The following is a 19,665-nucleotide window of genomic DNA, read 5'->3' on the forward strand; positions in this document are numbered from 1 at the left end:
CTCTCCCCCGATTGGCCACCTCCTCCCTCTGACTTGTCATGTCTCCCCCGATCGCCGTTCCGATTGAGCCCGTTCGCACGCCAGAGGATCTAGACGCCTTTCTCGATCTGCCTGCCAGGGTATATCGAGGCGATCGCCACTGGGTACCTGCTTTGCGCAGCAGCATCGCCAAGCAGTTTGAAGATAGCAATCCCTTTTTGCGGTACGGGCAAATGCAGCCGTTTTTAGCGCTGCTGGAGGGAAAGCCCGTGGGTCGAGTGGTAGCGTCGGTAAACGAACGCCTGAACGAACGGGAAGGCAAGACAATTGGTCTATTCGGCTTCTTTGAGTGCATTGACCAGTTAGAGGTGGCGCGGGCGCTGTTGGAGGCAGCGGCGGGCTGGTTGCGCGATCGCGGGGCGAGGCTGCTGCGGGGACCGATTGACTTTTCCACCCACAACAATTGCCTCTTTTTGGTGGAAGGGTTCGACTCGCCACCCCACGTGATGATGCCCTACAATCCGGCCTACTACCCCAGCCTGATGGCTCAGTTGGGCTGGACCGAGGCGAAAGATGCCTATGCCTACCACCTGCCGCTCGATCGCCCCCTCGACGATAAATTTGCCAAAGGCTATCGCATTGCCTGCAAGGCCGGAGTCACCTTCCGACCCATTCACCTCAAAGGGGATGCCTTTATTCGCGATTGCCGCAGCTTATACCAACTCTTCACCACCGCCTTTGTCAACAATTGGAGCTCGTCGGCTCGCACCGAAGCAGAGTTTTTAGAAGAAGCTCAGGATCTCCAAAGTCTCGTCGATCGCGATATTTTCTGGATTGCCGAGGACAAGAGCCAAATGGTGGGCTTTTTTATGGGACTGCCCGATTACAACATCCCGTTAAAGCAGGTCAATGGCCGCTTGAACTGGCTGGGAATCCTCAAATTTCTCTGGTACCGACGTCAAATCGATCGCGCTCGCATCATTGCCATCTGTTCGTTGCCAGACTATCGCCGCAAGATGGTGCCGCTAGCTCTCATTCATCTGGGGATGACGGGGGGAACGGGCAAACGCAAGCCCTATCGCACGGCAGAACTGTCGTGGGTGTACGAAGACAACTGGTCCTCCCGCAAAGTGATTGAAGCAACGGGGGCCACCATTTATAAAACCTATCGAATTTACGAACGAGCGGTATGAAAGCACTGGTGACTGGGGCAAACGGATTTACGGGCTCGCACCTGGTGAAGGCGCTGGAACGGCACGGAGCCAGTGTGGTGGGTCTGGTGCGGCGAACGAGCAACTGCGATCGCCTGAACGGCTCTGGGCTAGAGCGAGTCTACGGCGATATCGCCGATCGCGAGGCGATCGCAACCGCAATGCAGGATGTCGATACTGTCTTTCACCTCGCCGCCTATGTGGATTTGGGGCTGGTGGACGAAACGGAAATGGCCAGAGTGAATCTGGAGGGCACCCGCGCAGTACTGGAAACAGCACAGAGCCAGCCCACTCCGCCCAGACTGCTCTACTGCAGCACCATCGGCATCTACGGCGATACTCGGGGGACCGTGGTGGATGAAGCCTTCCAACGGCAACAGACAGATTTCTCTTCCGCTTACGATCGCACCAAATATCGCGCTCAAGAGCTGGTCGATCGCGCTGCTGCAGAGGGGCTAAAGGTTGTAAGCGTCATGCCGTCCGGCATCTTTGGCCCCGACGATCCCCACTTCGGCCCTGCCATCAAACTCTTCCTCTCCGGCTGGTTGAAGGGTTGGCCGGGGGGCGATCGCATGACGGGTGTGGTGCATGTGGAGGATCTGGTGGAAGCGATGATTCTTGCAGTCGAACGGGGCACCCCCGGCGAGCATTACATCCTCTCCGCCAGCGAGCTGTCCTTACGGGACATGTTTGCCATTCTCAGTCGCGAAACAGGAATTCCCGTTCCTGCCGAAATTCCCCAACCGTTGGTGCGGGCGATCGGCAATATCCTCGACCCAATCGGACGCCTATTCAAGTGGAATCCGCCCCTCGGACGGGAGCGGATTCACTATCTCTACGATCGCTGTGTCAGGGTCAGTGGAGCTAAAGCCAAGCGGGAATTGGGCTGGCAGCCCCGTTCGATTGAGGCCACCCTGCAGGACATTCTCGATCAGCTTAGGTCGACCAACTAGCCTGACGCTCTAGCGCTTCTAAATCGACAGCCCTGTATTCCATCCGACCAATTTCGCCATCTTCGAGATGCACAATCCGATCGGCAAATTCCGTAATGCGGGGATCGTGGGTCACCACCAGCACGGTGCATCCCCGTTCTTTTGCGAGGTTGTGCAAGAGGGCGATCGCCGCATGGCCGTTGTGGGAGTCGAGGGATGCCGTCGGTTCGTCTGCCATCAGAATGCAGGGGTTACCTGCAAGAGCGCGAGCGATCGCGACCCTCTGCTTTTGTCCCCCCGATAAATGACAGGGCATCAGCTGTGCTTTATCTATCAAATCCACCTGCGCCAGTAACGTCAGGGCCTGCTTGCGGGAGGCTTCCCCTTTAAGCCCATTCAGATTGAGGGCCACTTCCACATTCTCGAGCACCGAGAGGGTAGGAAACAAATTGAAGCCCTGAAACACAAATCCAATCTGCGAGCGACGAAACTCAGCCAGTTGGCGGCGAGACATTTGGGTGATATCTCGACCGAGGATGCGAACGCTGCCAGCCGTCGGCGTCAGAATGCCTGCCAAAATCGAGAGCAACGTCGTTTTGCCCGATCCCGAAGGCCCCATCAAAAACTGAATGTCTCCCTGCTGAACCTCTAAATCGATGCCTTTGAGGACCCGACAGTAGTCGTTTCCAGACCGAAACACCATCTCAATTCCACGGGCGGAAATGGCCGATAGCTGTTGGGAGGGCAGCTCGATGGAACGTTCGAGTTGAAGTGATTGTAGTTGAAGATTAGTCATTAGTTCGCTTGCACGGAATGGGGGATGAACCGGCTAGGAGAAGTGAAAACGAGGACGGTCAGCAGCCCACAGGAATTAGATTGGATTGGAGCTGGATCTCAAAGCAGTGAACGTCAAATGTCTAGGAATAATTGCGGAGTATGAATTATTAGCTTAATCGCTGCTGCCTAGCTTTGGCGCTTCGCGAATGAGTGAAGGCATTCGCGGTATACGGCAGTTCGAGCGGGCGATCGAGGTCCCAAAACCGTCGGGTTGCCGCCATGATAAGGAGGCTGCCATAGGTCATGAGGTTGCATGCAATACAGTATAATTTTCCCTCTTTAATCCCTTTACTTTATTTCAAAATAATAAGTGGGGCAGCAATTAGCAGGATTAGAGATAGCTTAATTTTCCTTAACCTTACTACATCAACGCTGGATGCGAGTCCTTGCCTGCTGCCGAGCCCCCGAACAACTGGCAGCAGAACGGGAGCACCAGAAGCTAAATCAACCTTAATCTATCCATAACATTTGCTTTACAGTCCCTTGTTCCCCAGGCGTTAATGTGTACTTGAATACGTTCCAGACTCAGGCTTATGCACCAGCTTCAACCTTTGCCTCAGTTTCGCGAACTTCTCGAGCAGTTGTACCGCGAGCGTACGCTGACTCCCTTTGCAACGGGAATGCCGATTCCATTGCCAGAGGAAGTGGTAGCGATCGTTTGTCGGGGCGTCGTGCAATTGAGCGCGATTCACGATAACGGCGACGAAACTCTGTTGGGCTTAGCCGGTCCGTCTGCTCCCATTGGCCTCCCTCTGACAGTGGTCGATCCGTATCAGGCCCATGCCCTGAGCCCTGTTGACATCCTCTACCTCCCCCTGGCAGAAATTGAAGCTTCGAATGAATTAGCAGCGGGCCTGTGCCGCCAAATGATGGCCCGCCTGCGCCAAGCAGAGGCATGGCTGGCCCTCTCGGGCAAGCGCCCCGTCTCCCAACGCTTGCGTCATTTGCTGACTCTATTGGCTGACGACTTCGGTCAGGAACAGGAGGGCCGCACTCGCATTGCCGTGCGCCTCACCCACCAGCAACTGGCCAATGCGATCGGGACCACCCGCGTCACCGTGACTCGCCTGCTGAGTGCTTTCCGCAAAGAAAACTGGTTGGTGTTCGACCCACAGCGTCACATCGTTGTCGATCGCGCTCGGCTAGAACATCAAAGTTGGAGGAGCTAGGGGGCAGCAAGTACGAGATCGGGCAGGATCGCCCATTGGCTGCCAACGAGAAGCTCGTCGCAACAAAACGTTTCCTCAGCCCTAAAACACAGCCTTTAAGATCGGGAATCGAACTCTAGCGTTGGCTATCCCATGAGCGCAACTGCCGATTCCAGTGCAATTGAATCTGTCCTGCAGGAAGATCGCAGCTTCGAGCCGCCAGCAGAATTTGCGGCGCAGGCGCGCGTGCAGGCCCAACAATTTTGGGACATGACTGAGGCGGCTAAGGCCGATCCCGAGCAATTTTGGGGGGAGTTGGCCGAGCGAGAATTGCACTGGTTCCAGCCTTGGGAAAAGGTACTGGACTGGAACCTTCCTTTTGCCAAATGGTTTGTCGGAGGCAAGCTGAATCTGTCTTATAACTGCCTCGATCGCCATCTCGACTCTCCCCGCCGCAACAAAGCCGCCCTGATCTGGGAAGGAGAACCCGGCGACTCCCGCACCCTCACCTATGCCCAGCTCCATCGCGAAGTGTGTCAGTTTGCCAATGCGCTGAAATCTCTAGGGGTGCAAAAGGGCGATCGCGTTGGCATTTATCTGCCAATGATCCCCGAAGCGGCGATCGCCATGTTGGCCTGCGCCCGGATTGGGGCAGCCCATTCGGTGATTTTTGGGGGGTTTAGTGCCGAGGCATTGCGCGATCGCCTCAACGATGCCGAGGCCAAAGCGGTGATTACCGCCGATGGCGGCTTCCGCAAAGACAAAATTGTTTCCCTCAAGCCCCAAGTGGATCTGGCCCTAGCGGACGGCAAAGCTCCCTCGGTCGAGAGCGTGCTGGTGGTACGGCGAACCCAGCAGGCAATTGAGATGGTGCAGGGGCGAGACCATTGGTGGCACGAGTTGCAACCGCAGATGAGCGCCGATTGTCCCGCCGAGGTGATGGACAGCGAAGACCTCCTATTCATCCTCTATACCTCTGGCACCACCGGTACCCCCAAGGGTGTGGTTCACACCACAGGCGGCTACAACCTTTACACCCACATGACGACCCAATGGGTGTTCGACCTGAAAGAGACCGACGTGTACTGGTGTACTGCCGATGTGGGTTGGATTACGGGGCACAGCTACATCGTTTACGGTCCCCTCTCCAACGGTGCAACCTCAGTCATGTTCGAAGGGGCTCCCCGTCCGTCGAAGCCCGGTGCCCTTTGGGAAGTGGTGGAAAAGTACGGCGTCAATATCTTTTACACGGCTCCGACGGCCATTCGGACCTTTATCAAGGCAGGAGAAGACATTCCCAAGCAATACAATTTGTCTTCCCTCAGACTGCTCGGAACGGTGGGGGAACCCATCAACCCGGATGTTTGGATGTGGTACCGACGCGTCATTGGGGGCGATCGCTGTCCCATTGTCGATACTTGGTGGCAAACGGAAACCGGCGGGATCGCCATTACTACCCTGCCCGGTGCCGCTGCCTCGAAACCGGGCGCTGCTGGCTTTCCCCTACCCGGCATTCAAACGGATATTGTCGATCGCGCGGGCAACTCCGTGCCTGCCAACCGAGGCGGACTGCTGGCAATTCGCGCCCCTTGGCCGGGGATGCTGCGCAATGTCTACGGCGACCCCGAACGGTTTCGGCGCACCTATTTCGGCACGATTGAGGGGGTTTACTTCGCTGGAGATGGGGCACGCAAGGATGAAGAGGGCTACCACTGGATTATGGGTCGCGTCGATGACGTGATTAATGTCTCCGGCCACCGCCTGGGCACGATGGAAGTCGAGTCGGCCTTGGTTTCCCATCCAGCGGTGGCAGAGGCTGCCGTGGTGGGTCGTCCCGATGACTTGAAGGGAGAAGCGATCGCGGCGTTTGTCACCTTAGAAGGAACGCAGCAAGGATCGAACAGTCTGGCGGACGAGCTCAAACAGCATGTGGTGAAGGAAATTGGGGCGATCGCCCGTCCCAGCGAGATTCACTTTACCGAGGCGCTGCCCAAGACGCGATCGGGCAAGATTATGCGCCGCTTGCTGCGCAATTTGGCTGCTGGGGAAGCCATTGCGGGCGATACCTCCACCCTCGAAGATCGTTCGGTACTTGAAAGTTTGCGATTGTCTTAGCAATTGGCAATCAAACTGATATTCGCCGCAGAGGGGATCGGCAGGGATCGCCGAGACAGTTTCGGGTTTGGCAGCATTCCCCAGCGAGGTCCGACTGCGATCGGCAGAGCGTGACTTCAGTAACCCAAAAGTGCTAGAAGAAACAGTATTGTGTCTATCGACCATCCGTTGCGGCGATCACGTCTGTGAGTATCCGTTGGGTGGATTTGCTCTCGCAACAGTGTCTGTTGCCCCTATAGACTTTCCAGTAACCGCCAGGAGAGAACAAGACCAATGGCTGATTCACAAGTTGTAGACAAGAAATCACTGCAGGTTAATAAATATCGCCCCAAAGACCCGTATGTGGCTAAAGCCCTAGAGAACTACCCCCTTGTTAAAGATGGGGCTCCTGGCGATACCCGCCATATTGTGATTGACCTAGAAGGCAGCGGTATCGAGTACGTCGAAGGTCAAAGCTTGGGAGTGGTTCCCCCCGGCGCCGACGAGAATGGCAAGCCCCACAAGCTGCGCCTGTATTCCATTGCTTCTAGCCGCTACGGCGACGATGGCGATCGCAAGACCGTTTCTTTCAGCATCAAGCGTCTGGTCTACAGTCACCCCGATACTGGCGAAGAGGTGCGCGGCGTCTGCTCGAACTTCCTGTGCGATCTCAACCCCGGCGACGATGTCATGTTGACCGGCCCTGTGGGCAAGACTTTCCTGTTGCCCAACAATTTAGACTCCACCATTATTTTGATTGCGACGGGCACTGGCATTGCCCCTTTCCGGGCCTTTATCCGCCACCTGTTTGACGAGCGGGGCGATTTTAGAGGCAAGATTTGGCTGTTCTTTGGCGTGCCTACTTCCTCTACTATCTTGTACTACGAGGATCTGGAGGAGTATGCCCAGCGCTTCCCCGATAACTTCAAGGTGGATTACGCCATCAGTCGCGAGCAGAAGACGGCTGACGGCAAGAAGATGTACGTGCAGAACCGCATGGCTGACTACACTGACGAGTTGTGGGAGTTGTTAAAGAAGGACAACACCTACACTTACATTTGCGGCCTCAAGGGCATGGAAGACGGCATCAACGAGATTATGGGACCTAAAGCTGAGACTGAAGGGAAGGATTGGGTTGAGTTTCAGCGCGCGTTGAAGAAGTCTGACAATTGGCACGAAGAGACTTACTAAATCCCTCGGGCTGCCCCCTCTGTTCAGTTGGAAACCCCTGCTCGATCTAGATACTGCTGGCCAATTTAACATTTAGAAATATTGGCATGGTGCAAGTCCTCTGCATGGCCCTCACCCCCGGCCCCTCTCCCAAACTTGGGAGAGGGGAGAAACAGCCGAAAATCCTTACGGGGCCTTGTTCCCCTGCCCCCAAAGTTAGGGGAAGGGGGCCACAGGCATCTAGACAAATGGCCAATGTTTCGGAATATGAATTTCGCCAGCAGCATCGATCTAGAAGGCAGGGGTTTTGTCTTGGCGATGCAGCCGAGCGGACAACTATCGCCAATCGCACTACCAAATCTTGCTCAAACTCAATTCGAAGCCGGGTAATTCTGGCTCGGCAGAGAGCACTGTAGGGCACTCTACGCACTTAATAGATTGTCTGGGTCGATAGATGTAAACTCGCTGGTTGCGGCGATCGACGAGCCAGCCCAAGCGACAGCCGGGTTCTGCGATATATTCTTCCAGCTTTTCTTGCAGGGGCTGCAGGTTGTCGGAGGGGGAGCGCAGTTCCACAACAAAGTCCGGGCAGAGGGGGGCAAATCTCTGCTGCTGGTCGGACTTTAGGGTATTCCAGCGCTGTAAGGACATCCAGGCTGCATCGGGCGATCGCTCGGCTCCCGTCGAGAGTGTGAAGCCAGCACTGGAGCTGAAGGCTATGCCGCTGCCGTCGCGTTCCGTCCAAGCCCACAACTGGCCTAAAAGGTTGAGTTCGCGGTTACCGGTTTCAGAACCAGTTGGGGACAAGATTGAAATGACTCCAAGACGATCGCGTTCAATGCGCAGGTCGCGGTTCATCTGACAGAATTCAAAGAACTGCTCGCTAGTCATGCGAACGGAGGGGGGAAGCTGAAGGGTGAGGGGGGAGGATGTCACGGTTGGTTGTGGGGGGCGATCGCCAGTCAGCCAGTTCATCTCTATTCTAGGTTTTGGATTCCATCTTGCGGCTTACAATCGTACGACATCAAAAGTAAAGAACGTACTTTTCGCGTCGCAGGATAATACCTTTGGGACCGAATCTAGACTTTGCCCGACCCAAACCATTGAGATTTTTGTCCCTCCAATTGTTGTTTCTAGAGCCGGACTATGGAAAATTCCCTCTTTTCCCAGGCCAGCCAGCAATTAGCCAAGCCCTTCCAGTACGTTTCGCTGCCGGAAGAAACGCTGGAGATGTTGAAGTATCCGAAAGCCTCCTTAACCGTTTCGATTCCAGTTCGCATGGACGATGGGTCGTTGCAGGTGTTTCAGGGATATCGGGTGCGCTACAGTACAGTGCGCGGTCCCGGTAAGGGGGGCATTCGCTTCCATCCCAACGTTACGTTGGACGAGGTCACCAGTCTGGCCTTTTGGATGACGTTTAAATGTGCGGTCGTGGATCTGCCATTTGGCGGCGCCAAGGGGGGAGTGACCCTCAATCCGAAAGAACTGTCGAAATTCGAGTTAGAGCGCTTGAGTCGGGGCTATATTGACGCGATCGCCGATTTTATCGGTCCAGATGTAGACATTCCCGCGCCAGATGTGTACACGAATCCGACCATTATGGGCTGGATGATGGACCAATACAGCACCATCTGCCGCCATATCGTGCCGGGGGCCATTACCGGCAAGCCGCTGGCGATGGGAGGTAGTTTGGGGCGCACCGAGGCGACGGCACGGGGGGCGTTTAATGTCATTAGTACGCTGTTGCCCAAGTTCGATCGCTATCCCGCCTACACCACAGTGGCCGTTCAGGGGTTTGGCAATGCGGGCGCAATTTTAGCCGAACTCCTGTTTCAGGCAGGATACAAGGTAGTGGCCGTGAGCGATTCCAAGGGAGGGATTTACGCGCCACAGGGGCTGGATATTCCCAGTATTCGCTATCAGAAGGAGCAGTCGCGCCGGGTGCAAGCCGTGTATTGCGACGGTAGTGTGTGCAGCATCGTGAAGCACCAGCAAATCTCCAACGAACAACTGTTGGAATTGGATGTGGATGTGCTGATTCCAGCGGCTTTAGAAAACCAAATTACAGAGGCCAATGCAGCTCGAATCCAGGCTCCATTTATCTTCGAGGTGGCCAATGGTCCGGTCGCACCGGCTGCCGACGACATTCTGGAGGAGCGAGGGATTTTTGTGATTCCCGATATTTTGGTGAATGCGGGTGGGGTGACGGTGAGTTATTTCGAGTGGGTACAAAATCGCGCGGGGCAATATTGGTCGGAGGCAGATGTGAATGGGAAGTTAAAGCAGAAGATGGAGGGTGAAACAGAGACGGTGTACCGCTTGAGTAAAGAGAAAGAGATTTCGTTCAGAACGGCGGCTTACGTCCACGCCTTAAACCGCTTGAGTGAGGCGATCGCCGCTCGCGGCACGCGCAGCTATTATTTGCGCGCGACGTGATGGTAGGTATTGTATGGCTGTGATTGCAAAGCGCTCAAGCTACTATAAACACACCTATATCGACTCAACCCGTCATGACGATTGTCGTCACAGCCATTTACGAACGCGGAGTCCTCAAACCCACCGAGCCCATCCCCCTTGAAGAGGGCGAGCGGGTGGAGATTGCTGTTACCTCACAAACATCCTCAATCCAACCAACAGCCCCTGCCGATCTCCTTGCAGCGATCGCCAACCTGCCTTTAGAAAACGAAGCCCCCTTCTCAGGACAAGACCACGACAGCATTCTCTACCCAGACTCCAACCATTGCCCATGATTTTTGTGGATACCGGAGCCTGGTATGCCAGCATCGTCCCATCTGACAGCAACCATCCAGCCGCAGCAACTGGGTTAGCCCAAAGCACTCAAATCCTGCTGACCACCGATTACGTCATCGACGAAACCCTCACCCTCTTGAGGGCAAGAAGAGAATCCCAACGAGCAATCGCCCTGGGCGACCTGAGTTCGATGGCGCTGCATGGCCCTCACCCCCGGCCCCTCTCCCTGGGGAGAGGGGAGCAACAGCCTCAAACCCTCAATCTACCGTTCTGTTCCCCTGCCCCCAAAATTACGGCTGACGCCACGCTTCGCGAGGGGGCTAGGGGATCGAGTCTTCCGCCAATTCGCCGATAAAGACTGGAGCTTCACCGACTGTTCCAGCAAAGTGGTGGTGGACAATTTAAGCATCGCAACAGCCTTTGCGTTTGACTACCACTTTCGTCAATTCGGTTCAGTGGTGGTTGTGCTTTAACCCCAAGTACTCTCCATTACCTTTTATGCGAGCTCGCCACCATCAACTGCAGAGCTGGCGAGACCAAGCTCGTAGCCTCCTCCGCCAGGGGTTTCAATCTCGAAGGTATCGCCAGCCTGGACGGTGACTTCGGTACAAGCGGCGATCGCCTCTCTCGATCCATCTCGTCGTTCAATCCAATTACTCCCCACACAGCCGCTCTCGCCCCCCAACAGTCCTGGCGGCGCGACCTCGCGGTGCCCCGACAAAATCGCCGCCGTCATGGGTTCTAAAAACCGCACCCGACGAATGACCCCATCCCCTCCCCTGTGCCGACCTTTGCCGCCGCTGCCCCGACGAATAGAAAACTCTTCCAGCCGCACGGGAAACCGCCATTCCAACACCTCGGGATCGGTGAGGCGGGAGTTGGTCATGTGGGTTTGAACGGCGTCGGTACCGTCAAATTCAGGACCGGCACCAGAGCCGCCACAGATGGTTTCGTAATATTGGTGGCGATCGCTTCCAAACGTGAAGTTATTCATCGTCCCCTGCGCAGCCGCCATGACCCCCAGAGCGCCGTAGATCGCATTGGCGATCGCCTGCGAGGTTTCCACATTGCCCGCCACTACTGCTGCTGGATAGTGGGGGTTGAGCATCGAGCCTGCTGGAACCACGATCTCCAAGGGCTTGAGACAGCCAGCATTGAGGGGGATATCGTCGTCCACTAGGGTGCGAAAGACGTACAGGACGGCAGCTTTTGTGACGGCTAGGGGGGCGTTGAAGTTGCTGGGCTGTTGGGGAGAAGTGCCGCTGAAATCGATGCGGGCGGTATGGGTGTCGGGATTGAGGCTGGCTTGCACTTGGATTTGGCTGCCCCCATCCATCGGGTAGCAGTAGGGTTCGCTGGAAAATTCTGAAGCGGCGAGTTTGGCGATCGCCCGTTTTACGGCTGCTTCGGCGTTGTTTTGAACGTGGGTCATGTAGGCTTGCACGGTGTCTAAGCCAAAGTGATTCACCATTTTGCGCAATTCCTGTACCCCCCGTTTGTTGGCAGCGATTTGGGCTTGCAGATCGGCAATGTTCTGGTTGGGATTGCGGGCGGGGTGGCGCGTGGCGGTGAGTCGCTGGCGCAGGTCAGCTTCGAGGAATTGTCCGCGATCGACGAGAAGAACGTTGTCGAGTAAGATGCCTTCTTCTGTCACCGTCTGGCTGTTGGGGGGCATAGAGCCGGGGGTGATGCCGCCGATGTCGGCGTGGTGTCCGCGCGAGGCGACATAAAACAGGATGTGGCTGCCTGACTGGTCGAATACGGGGGTGATGGCGGTGATATCGGGCAGGTGGGTGCCGCCGTTGTAGGGGTTATTGCTGGCGTAGACTTGGCCCGGTTGAAGGCGATCGCCTTTATCCCGAATCAGACTTTGCACGCTCTCGCTCATGGAGCCGAGGTGGACGGGGATGTGGGGAGCATTGGCTACGAGTTGGCCGTCGGCGTCGAATAGGGCACAGGAAAAGTCGAGGCGTTCTTTGATGTTGACGGAGTAGCTGGTGTTTTGCAGCGCCACCCCCATTTCTTCGGCGATCGCCCGAAACAAGTTATTGAAAATTTCCAGTAAAACGGGATCGGCGATGTCTTGAGGGCTGGATTGGGAGATCCGCATTTCGCCCGACTCGATCGCGATCGCCTCCACGATCGAATCCCCTCGCTCCGTCACAGTGGCCTGCCAACCGGGTTCGATCGCATTGGTTCCAGCCTGTTCAATGACAATCGCGGGACCGTCAATCCGATCGCCTGCCTGCAACTCTTCGCGGCGATACAGCGGGGTGGGCTGCCATTGAGATGCCATATAGACCGGGACGGTGGCGATAGGTTCGAGTGGAGTGGCGCGATGGGCTTTTACCACGGACTCGGCAGGCATCGGCATCCGTCCCACCGACTCGATCGAGAGGGATTCGACGATGAGATCTTTGTCGGGCATGACAAAGCCGTAGCGCTGGCGGTGGAGGGCTTCAAATTGCGATCGCATCTGCTCCGCATCGCCAAAGTCCACCAATAAAGGCGCGTCGGTGCCGTCATATCTCAAGCGAGCTTTGGACAACACCTCGATCTGCTCTGCCATCACCCCCTGTTGCAGCAGTTCGTCAGAACCAGCAGCGCCCAATGCCTCTGCACGAATCTCTAAATCCGCGATCGCCGCTGGAGCGAGCAGTTCCTCTACCGCCTGCTCTCGCAACACCCGCATATCGGCCAACCCCATCCCGTAGGCGGACAGCACACCCGCATAGGGATGCACGATAATGCGACGGATACCCAGCGATTGGGCGATCGCGCAAGCATGTTGGCCCCCCGCTCCCCCAAAACAACAGAGGGCATATTCGGTTAAATCGTGGCCCCGCTGAATGGAGATTTTCTTAATGGCGTTGGCCATTTTTTCCACGGCGATCGCCAAAAAGCCCTGCGCCACTTCCACAGGCGATCGGTCGTTCCCCGTCTCGGACTGAATGCGATCGGCCAATTCCACAAACTTTTGCTGTACCACCGCCGCATCCAACGGCAGATCTCCATCGGGACCAAAGACGTGAGGGAAAAATTGCGGCTGCAGTTTGCCCAGCATGACATTGGCATCGGTGACCGTCAGGGGACCGCCATTGCGATAGCAAGCTGGACCGGGATAAGCCCCAGCCGATTCGGGACCGACACGATAGCGGGAGCCGTCAAATTGCAGGATGGAGCCGCCCCCTGCAGCAATGGTGTGGATAGACATGACGGGCGATCGCAATCTCACCCCAGCAATCTCAGTCTCGAAGGCCCGCTCGTACTCACCGCTGTAATGGGACACATCGGTGGAAGTGCCTCCCATATCGAAGCCAATAATTTTGTCTAACCCCGCCAACTCACAAGTTTTGACCGCCCCCACCACTCCCCCCGCCGGTCCAGATAGAATGCTGTCTTTGCCTTGAAAGAATTGGGCATCTGCTAAGCCGCCATGGGATTGCATAAACATCAGGCGAGTGTTGCCTAGCTCGGCAGCAACGCGATCGATATACCGCCGCAGAATGGGCGAGAGATAGGCATCCACAACGGTCGTATCCCCGCGACTGACCAGTTTCATCAGGGGACTGACGGTGTGGGAGGTGGAAATTTGGCTAAAACCGATGTCGCGGGCGATCGCCTCCACCTGTTTCTCGTGTTGGGGATAGCGGTAGCCGTGTAGAAGGGCGATCGCTATGGAGCGAATGCCGCGATCGAAGGCTGCTTGCAAGCGTTGCCGAGTGGTGTGTTCGTTCAAGGGCAAGATGACTTCTCCGCCAGCCCCCAACCGTCCGGGAATTTCAGCCACCTGCTCGTAGAGCATTTCGGGCAAGACAATGTGGCGGGCGAAGATGTCGGGGCGGTTTTGGTAGCCAATGCGGAGGATGTCGCCCAAGCCTTGGGTGGTGGCGAACAGGGTGCGATCGCCTTTGCGCTCCAGTAGGGCGTTGGTGGCGACGGTGGTGCCCATTTTGACGGCTTCAATCAGCTGGGCGGGAATCTCGTCTTCAGCCTCAATTCCGAGGATGTCGCGGATGCCTTGCAGGGCAGCATCGGCATAGCGGCTGGGGTTTTCGGAGAGGAGTTTGTGAATGCAGATCTGGCCGTTGGGGGATTGGGCCACGACATCGGTGAAGGTGCCGCCGCGATCGATCCAAAATTGCCAGCGGCGATCGGTCAGGGCTTCGGTCACGATCGTTGGGTTGCAGGGCGGGCGATCTCAAGGCTACCGCAACGCTTCGCTTTCGGCTGCGTGGGTTTAATGGCGATCGGCGAGTCCAAAGTTGTTTCTCCTTCGACTGGCTGCTCGCAGAGGGCTGCTGAATCCCGTTTCTTAAAACTCCAGTTATTGGTGCAACTTCTCTACTGGTCTGATAGCTTCCTATGCCAGGTTTTCAATTGTCACGGTTAGTCCAAATACACCTGAATCATGGAGTTGCCTAAGCTTGGAGGTCGTCCCCCAGGCTTAGGCAACTCCGCCGATCGATGCTGGATCGTTGACTGGCCTAGGTTTATACCTCTGCCAGTTCTGGGGCTGGCAAGAGAGAAGAGAGGGCAACAAACGAGTCTTGCTCCTTGTCGAGCAGTTGGCCAGTCACCTTCTTGTAGTTCTCTAAGTCAGTCATCCATTCTTCAACCGTTTCGCCGACTTTCTGCAACCGTTCTTCTCGCTCCAATTTGGCGAGGTCTTTGCTGAAGTTGCCCGTACACAGAATTACAGGCACAGACTTCTCTGGAGAGGGTTGCAAAGAGGCTTCGCTGACATTCAGGGTCAGACGCTTATCCCCAAACGTAAACACCAGATTGAGGGAGGCTCGCATCGGTTTATCCCCCAGTTCCTGCCAAGGGGCGGCATTCAGGAGATGGGTGGCGAGATATCGACGCGGGGCATCGGCATCTCCCTTGAAGGCGACAAAGCTGCGAAAATTGACCCCCACGCCCTGGTAATCGACATAGGACAGAATGTCGGCGTACTTGCGCGCGATTTGGGGAGTGATAATATCGCCCAGGGGCTTTGCACCGAGGGTTTCAGTAAAGACAATCCGATCGGTTTGGGCCACGACGGAACAGCCGTTGGTAAAGGCCACCTGAGACACCCGAGTGGTGCGGACGGGATCGCGAGCTAATTCCCACTCTTTAGGCACAATGCCGCTGTGACGCAAAAACTCTGGGTTGAGCAGGGTGGGGTCGTGTTCTTTGGCCGACAGGACGATCGCCAATTCTTGAACTTCTGTAGCTAAACTCATGGGCCTACAAACTTTCCTTTAGTGAGATGAATGTGCCAGTGGATTGCTCAGAGGTTTCTGGCCAGAAGGGGGCGGGCATCCAGAACCGCAAGCATTGGAGCTAAGGCAGTGCTGAGAGTTAATCAGAGAACTCAAAGCGCAAAACCATCGGAATAGGTAACGCATTGTGTTCTACACGAGAGAACGAAAGATCGGCTCCGCTGTTGAACGTAACGTTCCCTTTTGAGCGAATGCTTCCGACAAGTTGCGAGTTGCCATTGAAGGTGAAGTTACCGCGACTCAAGAATGCTCCACGTGTATCTGCAGCCCCATTAAAGGTCATTTGCGATTGTGAGATAACCACAAGATTGTCTTCTGGGCCTGTTGAGGTGGTTGCGCCGTTAAACGTAATTGAGCCGCTATCGCTGCCATTGGCAAGCAATGTCGAGCCAGCAAACCTAGCCCCTCCGTTCATCCGAATCGATTTAGACGCAAGTACCGATAAGTTTAGGGATTGGACGTTCGCAAGGTTGACACTGCCGTTGTTAGCAACTAACATCACTCCCTCAAGATGATGCCCATTGCTGTTGAAGTTAATATCGCCATTTTCCACAATGATGATGGTGTTGCGAATTTCTACACCGTTGGGGATTCTTAGGCCACCCCGCTCAATGCGAACGACGGTTGGAGCTTCTGGGGTGCCAGCGGCGGGGAAGTGTGCATTCCAGTCATTGGCGTTATTGATAGGTGGTTTGTTGGGATCGATTGTAATCTCCCCTGCAGCACTCGGCAGGTGTTGCTCCAATTCTCCATTCAGGATCTCTGCGTAACTGGGAATCTCGACAATTTCCTCTTCCACCACCCGCGGCGGTACGAGGTTACCGTAAGGAGAATGGTTCGGGGCGTTAATGTTAGAGAAATTCGGTCCAACACTAACCGCGCGATCGACCAGAATGTACTGCCCCCGATCGTCCAAAATTGGGTTGCCAGTTTCATCCCGCAGGATCGGTAATGTGGGCAAGCCATTGATGGTAAATCCCTGGCCACCGTATAGGCGGGCATCGTCTTCGGTTTGTAACAGATCGCCGTCATAGTCGCCCCCGCCATTAATCGTCAGGCGCTTTTCGGCAATTACAGCAAAGTCGGACCTCAGTTCGGGGGCTGGAGTCAGTGCCAAGGTGGTGTGAATGGTTTGGCTGGTAATGCCGCCGTCTTCGTCTGTAACGGTGAGGGTTACTTCATAGCTGCCGGGTTCGGTGTAGGTATGGCTGGCGGCGATGCCCTCAACAGCTGCAGTCCCGTCGCCAAAGTCCCAGGTGTAAGTCAGGGTGTCATCTCCCGGATCGATGGCAGCGGCACTAAAGGTTGCTGTTGCTGTGTTGTCGCCATTGTCGACAGCCTCAAAGCTCGTGATGGTGGGACTGACGTTCTCGACCACAATCTCCAGGGTTTGAGCTGTGGAGAGTCCTGCATCGTTGGTTGCGGTTAGTGTAACGGTGTAGGTGCCGTCATCCTTAAAAATGTGTTCGACTGCATTGTTTGCCACAGGCTCCGTGCCGTCACCGAAGTCTAAGAAGTAAGTAATGCTGTCTGGTTTGGCATCGGTGGCGCGACCTGAGAAGCTGAAGCTGCCGCCTTCGAGCCCGAAGGTATCGCCAGCGAACTCTTCGACGGTAGGGGCAACTCGATTGACGGTGACTTCGAATGAAGTTTGACCAGTGCCGCCATCATCGTCTGTCACAGAGAGGGTGACGGTATAGGTACCTGCATTGCGGTAGATGTGGCTTGGGGCGAGGGTGCCGGTCGCCACCTCAGTCCCGTCGCCGAAGTCCCACTCAATCGTATGGGTGTCGAGCAGGCCGGGGTCGGTGAAGCTGCCGTTGAAGGCCAAGGCAGAGCCTTCATCTACGGTCAGGTTTTGGCCTGCTTCTGCCATTGGAGCGGCGTTGTTGATGGCGATCGCCAAGGTTTCGGTGCTGGTGACGCCGCGATCGCTGGTGACGCTGAGGGTGACGGTGTAGTTGCCGTTGTCGCTATAGGTATGGGCGATCGCCGCTCCTTCCACGGGGGCGGTGCCGTCGCCGAAGTCCCAGAGGTAGGTGAGGTTGCTGTTGCCTGCGACTGTGGCGATCGCCTCAAAGCTCAGGGCTGTGCCTTCCTGCAGTTGTCCGCCGATGAGTACGTCTTCGATCTGGGGGGTGGCGTTAATGACTTCGATGGTGGCCACGGCAGCATTGGAGAGGGTGCCGTCGTCATCGCGGACGATGTAGATGAATTCGTCGAAGCCGGTGTAGTTGCTGTTGGGGGTGTAGGTGACGGTGTTGTCGGCGTTGATTTCGACGCTGCCGAATTGGGGACCGACGGCGATTTCGAGGCTGGTGGGGTCGATGCTGCCATCGCGATCCACATCGTTGGCCAAGAGGTCGATCGCCACGGGGGTGTCTAGGGAGGTGGAGATGGTGTCGTTAGCGGCGGTGGGGGCTGTCGATGCTTCTGCCAGGATGGCGACGTTGTCGATCGCCACGGAGCCGTTGCGGCTGCCGAAGCCCAGTAGGTCGAAGTAGAGGGTGGCTTCGGTGCCTGCTGCTAGGTGACTGATGTCGATTTGGAGGGTGCGGGGGATGTTGAGGGCGATCGCTTCGCCGGATTGGACTTCATCGACGAAGGTGACTTGCGAGCCGAAGTAGGCGGTGCCGTTGTGTTGCAGGTTGAAGAGGGAGTCGGTGTTGTTGAGACCGCTGGCGGTGTCGACTAGGGATGCGAAGTTGCGATCGAGTAGGGCGACTTCGAAGGCGTCGCCGGGGGCGAGAGTGTTGGGGTCGAGGTCGGCGGAGAGGAGATCGAATTGGAGGGTGGTGGCTCCTTCGGGGACGATCAGGGTTTGGGTGCTGCTGGCGAGGAAGGGGGACTGTTCTGAGAGGACGAGTTCGCCATTGATGACGGCGATGTCGCCTCGGGTGTTCCAGCCAAAGGCGGGGGGGGTGGTGTCGGCAATGTTGAAGGTGCCGTTGGCGATGGCTTGGAGGGGGGTGGAGGTGAGGGGGGCTGTGAGGGCGAAGGTGTCGGTGGTATAGGTGGGTTGCGATCGTACGGCTTGGAGCAGTTGGATATCTAGAGCTGAGGGCAGCTCGCGGATGCCGGGGGTGAGGTAGGGGTCGAGGAGGTCGTAGGGGTAGAGGGTGGGATCGAGGTGGTCGCCGTTGAGGGCGACGCTCAGGTTGTCTGCGATGAAGAAGGATTCGCCATTGGTGGTTTGGATTTGGCTGTCGAAGCCTGCGTAGCCTTCGATGAAGCCTGCTAGGTGGGCGGTTTCGTGCAGGAGGACGGTGAGGAGGTCGTATTTGCCGTAGGCGAGGGAGTCAGGGGTGGCGGCAGCGGCAGTTTCGGTGAGGGAGGTTTTGAATTCGCTGTTGTCCCAGGGGGTGTCGTCGATGAACCAACCGCGATCGTCGGCAGTGTGGTCCAACAAGATGAGTCCAGAAATCGGGTCGCCTGAGCTACCAAATTTAGTCAACTGGGCCTCGGCAATTTGTCCTTCTGGCAAATCGGTAACGATGAAGTCAACATCGAGAGGCGTATCGAGGGCTGGCGACCAGAGAGAAAGAGCACTATCGTAGCTAGTACCTATTGCATTGGAATAAACCGTATGGACTTCAGGGAGAGACTCGAAAGAAACCAATTGAGGAGCTTTGCCCTGCTCGAGAGTTACAAGAATGGCATCCGAGACTTCTCCAGAGTTGATTTGAGAGAAATCAACCTGACTGGGTGCAACTTGCGTGGGATCGACTTGCGTGGAGCCGATCTGATATGCGCCAATCTCAGGTCCTGCAAGCTCCAAGGGGCTAGCCTGGAAGACGCTTACCTCAGAGGAGCCAACCTCCGCTACGCTCAACTCCAAGGAGCTGTTTTGTCCCGCGCCGTTTTCCGAGATGCCGATCTCACTCATTCCAACTTGGATAAAGCTGTGGCTATTGAGGTCCGATTCTGGGACACCTGCCTGGATCGCGCCTCCCTGAAAGGTATCGATCTCACTCGCGCCGTTTTCGAGCGCAGTAGCTTGGTTGGCGTCGAACTGCTCCAAGCCAACATCAGCGATCTGATTTTGAGCCAAACCGATTTGACTAGAGCTAACTTCAAGGGAGCTCGCGGTTTCGATGGTCGCTTCGTTCCCCACGAGATGCAGGGGTGCTTGCAGAAGGACACTGTCAAGCCCGATGGAAGCATTGAGGTTGGTCCTGTTTGGTTTGATTGAATCGATATCAGGCTGAGCTCTTAGGGGCGAGGAGAGGGGATCGCTCGGTGTCAGCGGCGTTCTGAGCTCTTCGGGAAAGTAACT

At 56.2% G+C, this 19,665-nt stretch carries 14 protein-coding genes; 9 read left to right on the forward strand and 5 right to left on the reverse strand.

Annotated features, from left to right (window positions below; genetic code table 11):
* Window positions 1-38: 38 nt before the first annotated feature.
* Both SYN7336_RS09545 and SYN7336_RS09550 read left to right on the forward strand, forming a co-directional pair.
* Window positions 39-1,172, forward strand: coding sequence for a hypothetical protein (locus SYN7336_RS09545; RefSeq protein ID WP_017325712.1), 1,134 nt, complete (start codon window positions 39-41; stop codon window positions 1,170-1,172).
* On the forward strand, window positions 1,169-2,143 hold the full coding sequence (locus tag SYN7336_RS09550; RefSeq protein ID WP_017325713.1) for an NAD-dependent epimerase/dehydratase family protein: 975 nt from the start codon (window positions 1,169-1,171) through the stop codon (window positions 2,141-2,143). The genes SYN7336_RS09545 and SYN7336_RS09550 overlap by 4 nt, the downstream gene beginning before the upstream one ends.
* Here the strand turns inward: SYN7336_RS09550 and SYN7336_RS09555 are convergent.
* On the reverse strand, window positions 2,127-2,918 hold the full coding sequence (locus SYN7336_RS09555) for an ABC transporter ATP-binding protein (protein WP_017325714.1): 792 nt from the start codon (window positions 2,916-2,918) through the stop codon (window positions 2,127-2,129). The two genes, SYN7336_RS09550 and SYN7336_RS09555, sit on opposite strands and share 17 nt — an antisense overlap.
* 574 nt (window positions 2,919-3,492) lie before the next feature.
* Here SYN7336_RS09555 and SYN7336_RS09560 point away from each other — a divergent pair.
* The 3 genes from SYN7336_RS09560 to SYN7336_RS09580 all read left to right on the forward strand — a co-directional run bounded on the left by SYN7336_RS09560 (window position 3,493) and on the right by SYN7336_RS09580 (window position 7,392).
* A complete protein-coding gene (locus tag SYN7336_RS09560; RefSeq protein ID WP_017325715.1) occupies window positions 3,493-4,128 on the forward strand; it encodes a Crp/Fnr family transcriptional regulator in 636 nt (211 codons plus the stop codon).
* A 132-nt stretch (window positions 4,129-4,260) separates the two neighbouring features.
* A complete protein-coding gene (gene acs, locus SYN7336_RS09570; RefSeq protein ID WP_017325717.1) occupies window positions 4,261-6,222 on the forward strand; it encodes an acetate--CoA ligase in 1,962 nt (653 codons plus the stop codon).
* A gap of 273 nt (window positions 6,223-6,495) precedes the next feature.
* On the forward strand, window positions 6,496-7,392 hold the full coding sequence (locus tag SYN7336_RS09580; protein WP_017325719.1) for a hypothetical protein: 897 nt from the start codon (window positions 6,496-6,498) through the stop codon (window positions 7,390-7,392).
* A 330-nt stretch (window positions 7,393-7,722) separates the two neighbouring features.
* Here SYN7336_RS09580 and SYN7336_RS09585 read toward each other — a convergent pair whose 3' ends face one another.
* Window positions 7,723-8,346, reverse strand: coding sequence for a Uma2 family endonuclease (locus SYN7336_RS09585; RefSeq protein ID WP_017325720.1), 624 nt, complete (start codon window positions 8,344-8,346; stop codon window positions 7,723-7,725).
* A gap of 171 nt (window positions 8,347-8,517) precedes the next feature.
* On the opposite strand from SYN7336_RS09585, the gene SYN7336_RS09590 reads away from it, so the two are divergent.
* The 3 genes from SYN7336_RS09590 (at window position 8,518) to SYN7336_RS27865 (ending at window position 10,477) form a co-directional block, all read left to right on the forward strand.
* Complete coding sequence (locus tag SYN7336_RS09590) at window positions 8,518-9,807, forward strand: Glu/Leu/Phe/Val dehydrogenase (RefSeq protein ID WP_017325721.1); 1,290 nt, start codon at window positions 8,518-8,520, stop codon at window positions 9,805-9,807.
* A 74-nt stretch (window positions 9,808-9,881) separates the two neighbouring features.
* A complete protein-coding gene (locus SYN7336_RS09595) occupies window positions 9,882-10,121 on the forward strand; it encodes an antitoxin family protein (protein ID WP_017325722.1) in 240 nt (79 codons plus the stop codon).
* The gene (locus tag SYN7336_RS27865) at window positions 10,118-10,477 is read left to right on the forward strand and encodes a type II toxin-antitoxin system VapC family toxin (RefSeq protein WP_017325723.1); all 360 of its coding nucleotides are present in this window, start codon (window positions 10,118-10,120) and stop codon (window positions 10,475-10,477) included. The genes SYN7336_RS09595 and SYN7336_RS27865 overlap by 4 nt, the downstream gene beginning before the upstream one ends.
* 141 nt (window positions 10,478-10,618) lie before the next feature.
* Here SYN7336_RS27865 and SYN7336_RS09605 read toward each other — a convergent pair whose 3' ends face one another.
* The 3 genes from SYN7336_RS09605 to SYN7336_RS32960 form a co-directional block, all read right to left on the reverse strand.
* The gene (locus tag SYN7336_RS09605) at window positions 10,619-14,296 is read right to left on the reverse strand and encodes a hydantoinase B/oxoprolinase family protein (RefSeq protein WP_017325724.1); all 3,678 of its coding nucleotides are present in this window, start codon (window positions 14,294-14,296) and stop codon (window positions 10,619-10,621) included.
* 319 nt (window positions 14,297-14,615) lie between these two features.
* Window positions 14,616-15,350 carry a hypothetical protein gene (locus tag SYN7336_RS09610; RefSeq protein WP_017325725.1) on the reverse strand — a complete coding sequence of 245 codons (735 nt, stop codon included), beginning with the start codon at window positions 15,348-15,350 and terminating at the stop codon, window positions 14,616-14,618.
* Window positions 15,351-15,468: 118 nt separating this feature from the next.
* Complete coding sequence (locus tag SYN7336_RS32960) at window positions 15,469-17,853, reverse strand: PKD domain-containing protein (protein WP_227498670.1); 2,385 nt, start codon at window positions 17,851-17,853, stop codon at window positions 15,469-15,471.
* Window positions 17,854-18,975: 1,122 nt separating this feature from the next.
* Between SYN7336_RS32960 and SYN7336_RS32965 the strand changes: the two genes are divergently transcribed.
* Window positions 18,976-19,581 (forward strand): pentapeptide repeat-containing protein, encoded by a 606-nt coding sequence (locus tag SYN7336_RS32965; RefSeq protein WP_227498671.1) that lies wholly within the window; start codon window positions 18,976-18,978, stop codon window positions 19,579-19,581.
* Window positions 19,582-19,665 lie beyond the last annotated feature (84 nt).

The sequence above is a fragment of the Synechococcus sp. PCC 7336 genome (assembly GCF_000332275.1).
Lineage (GTDB): Bacteria > Cyanobacteriota > Cyanobacteriia > Thermostichales > PCC-7336 > PCC-7336.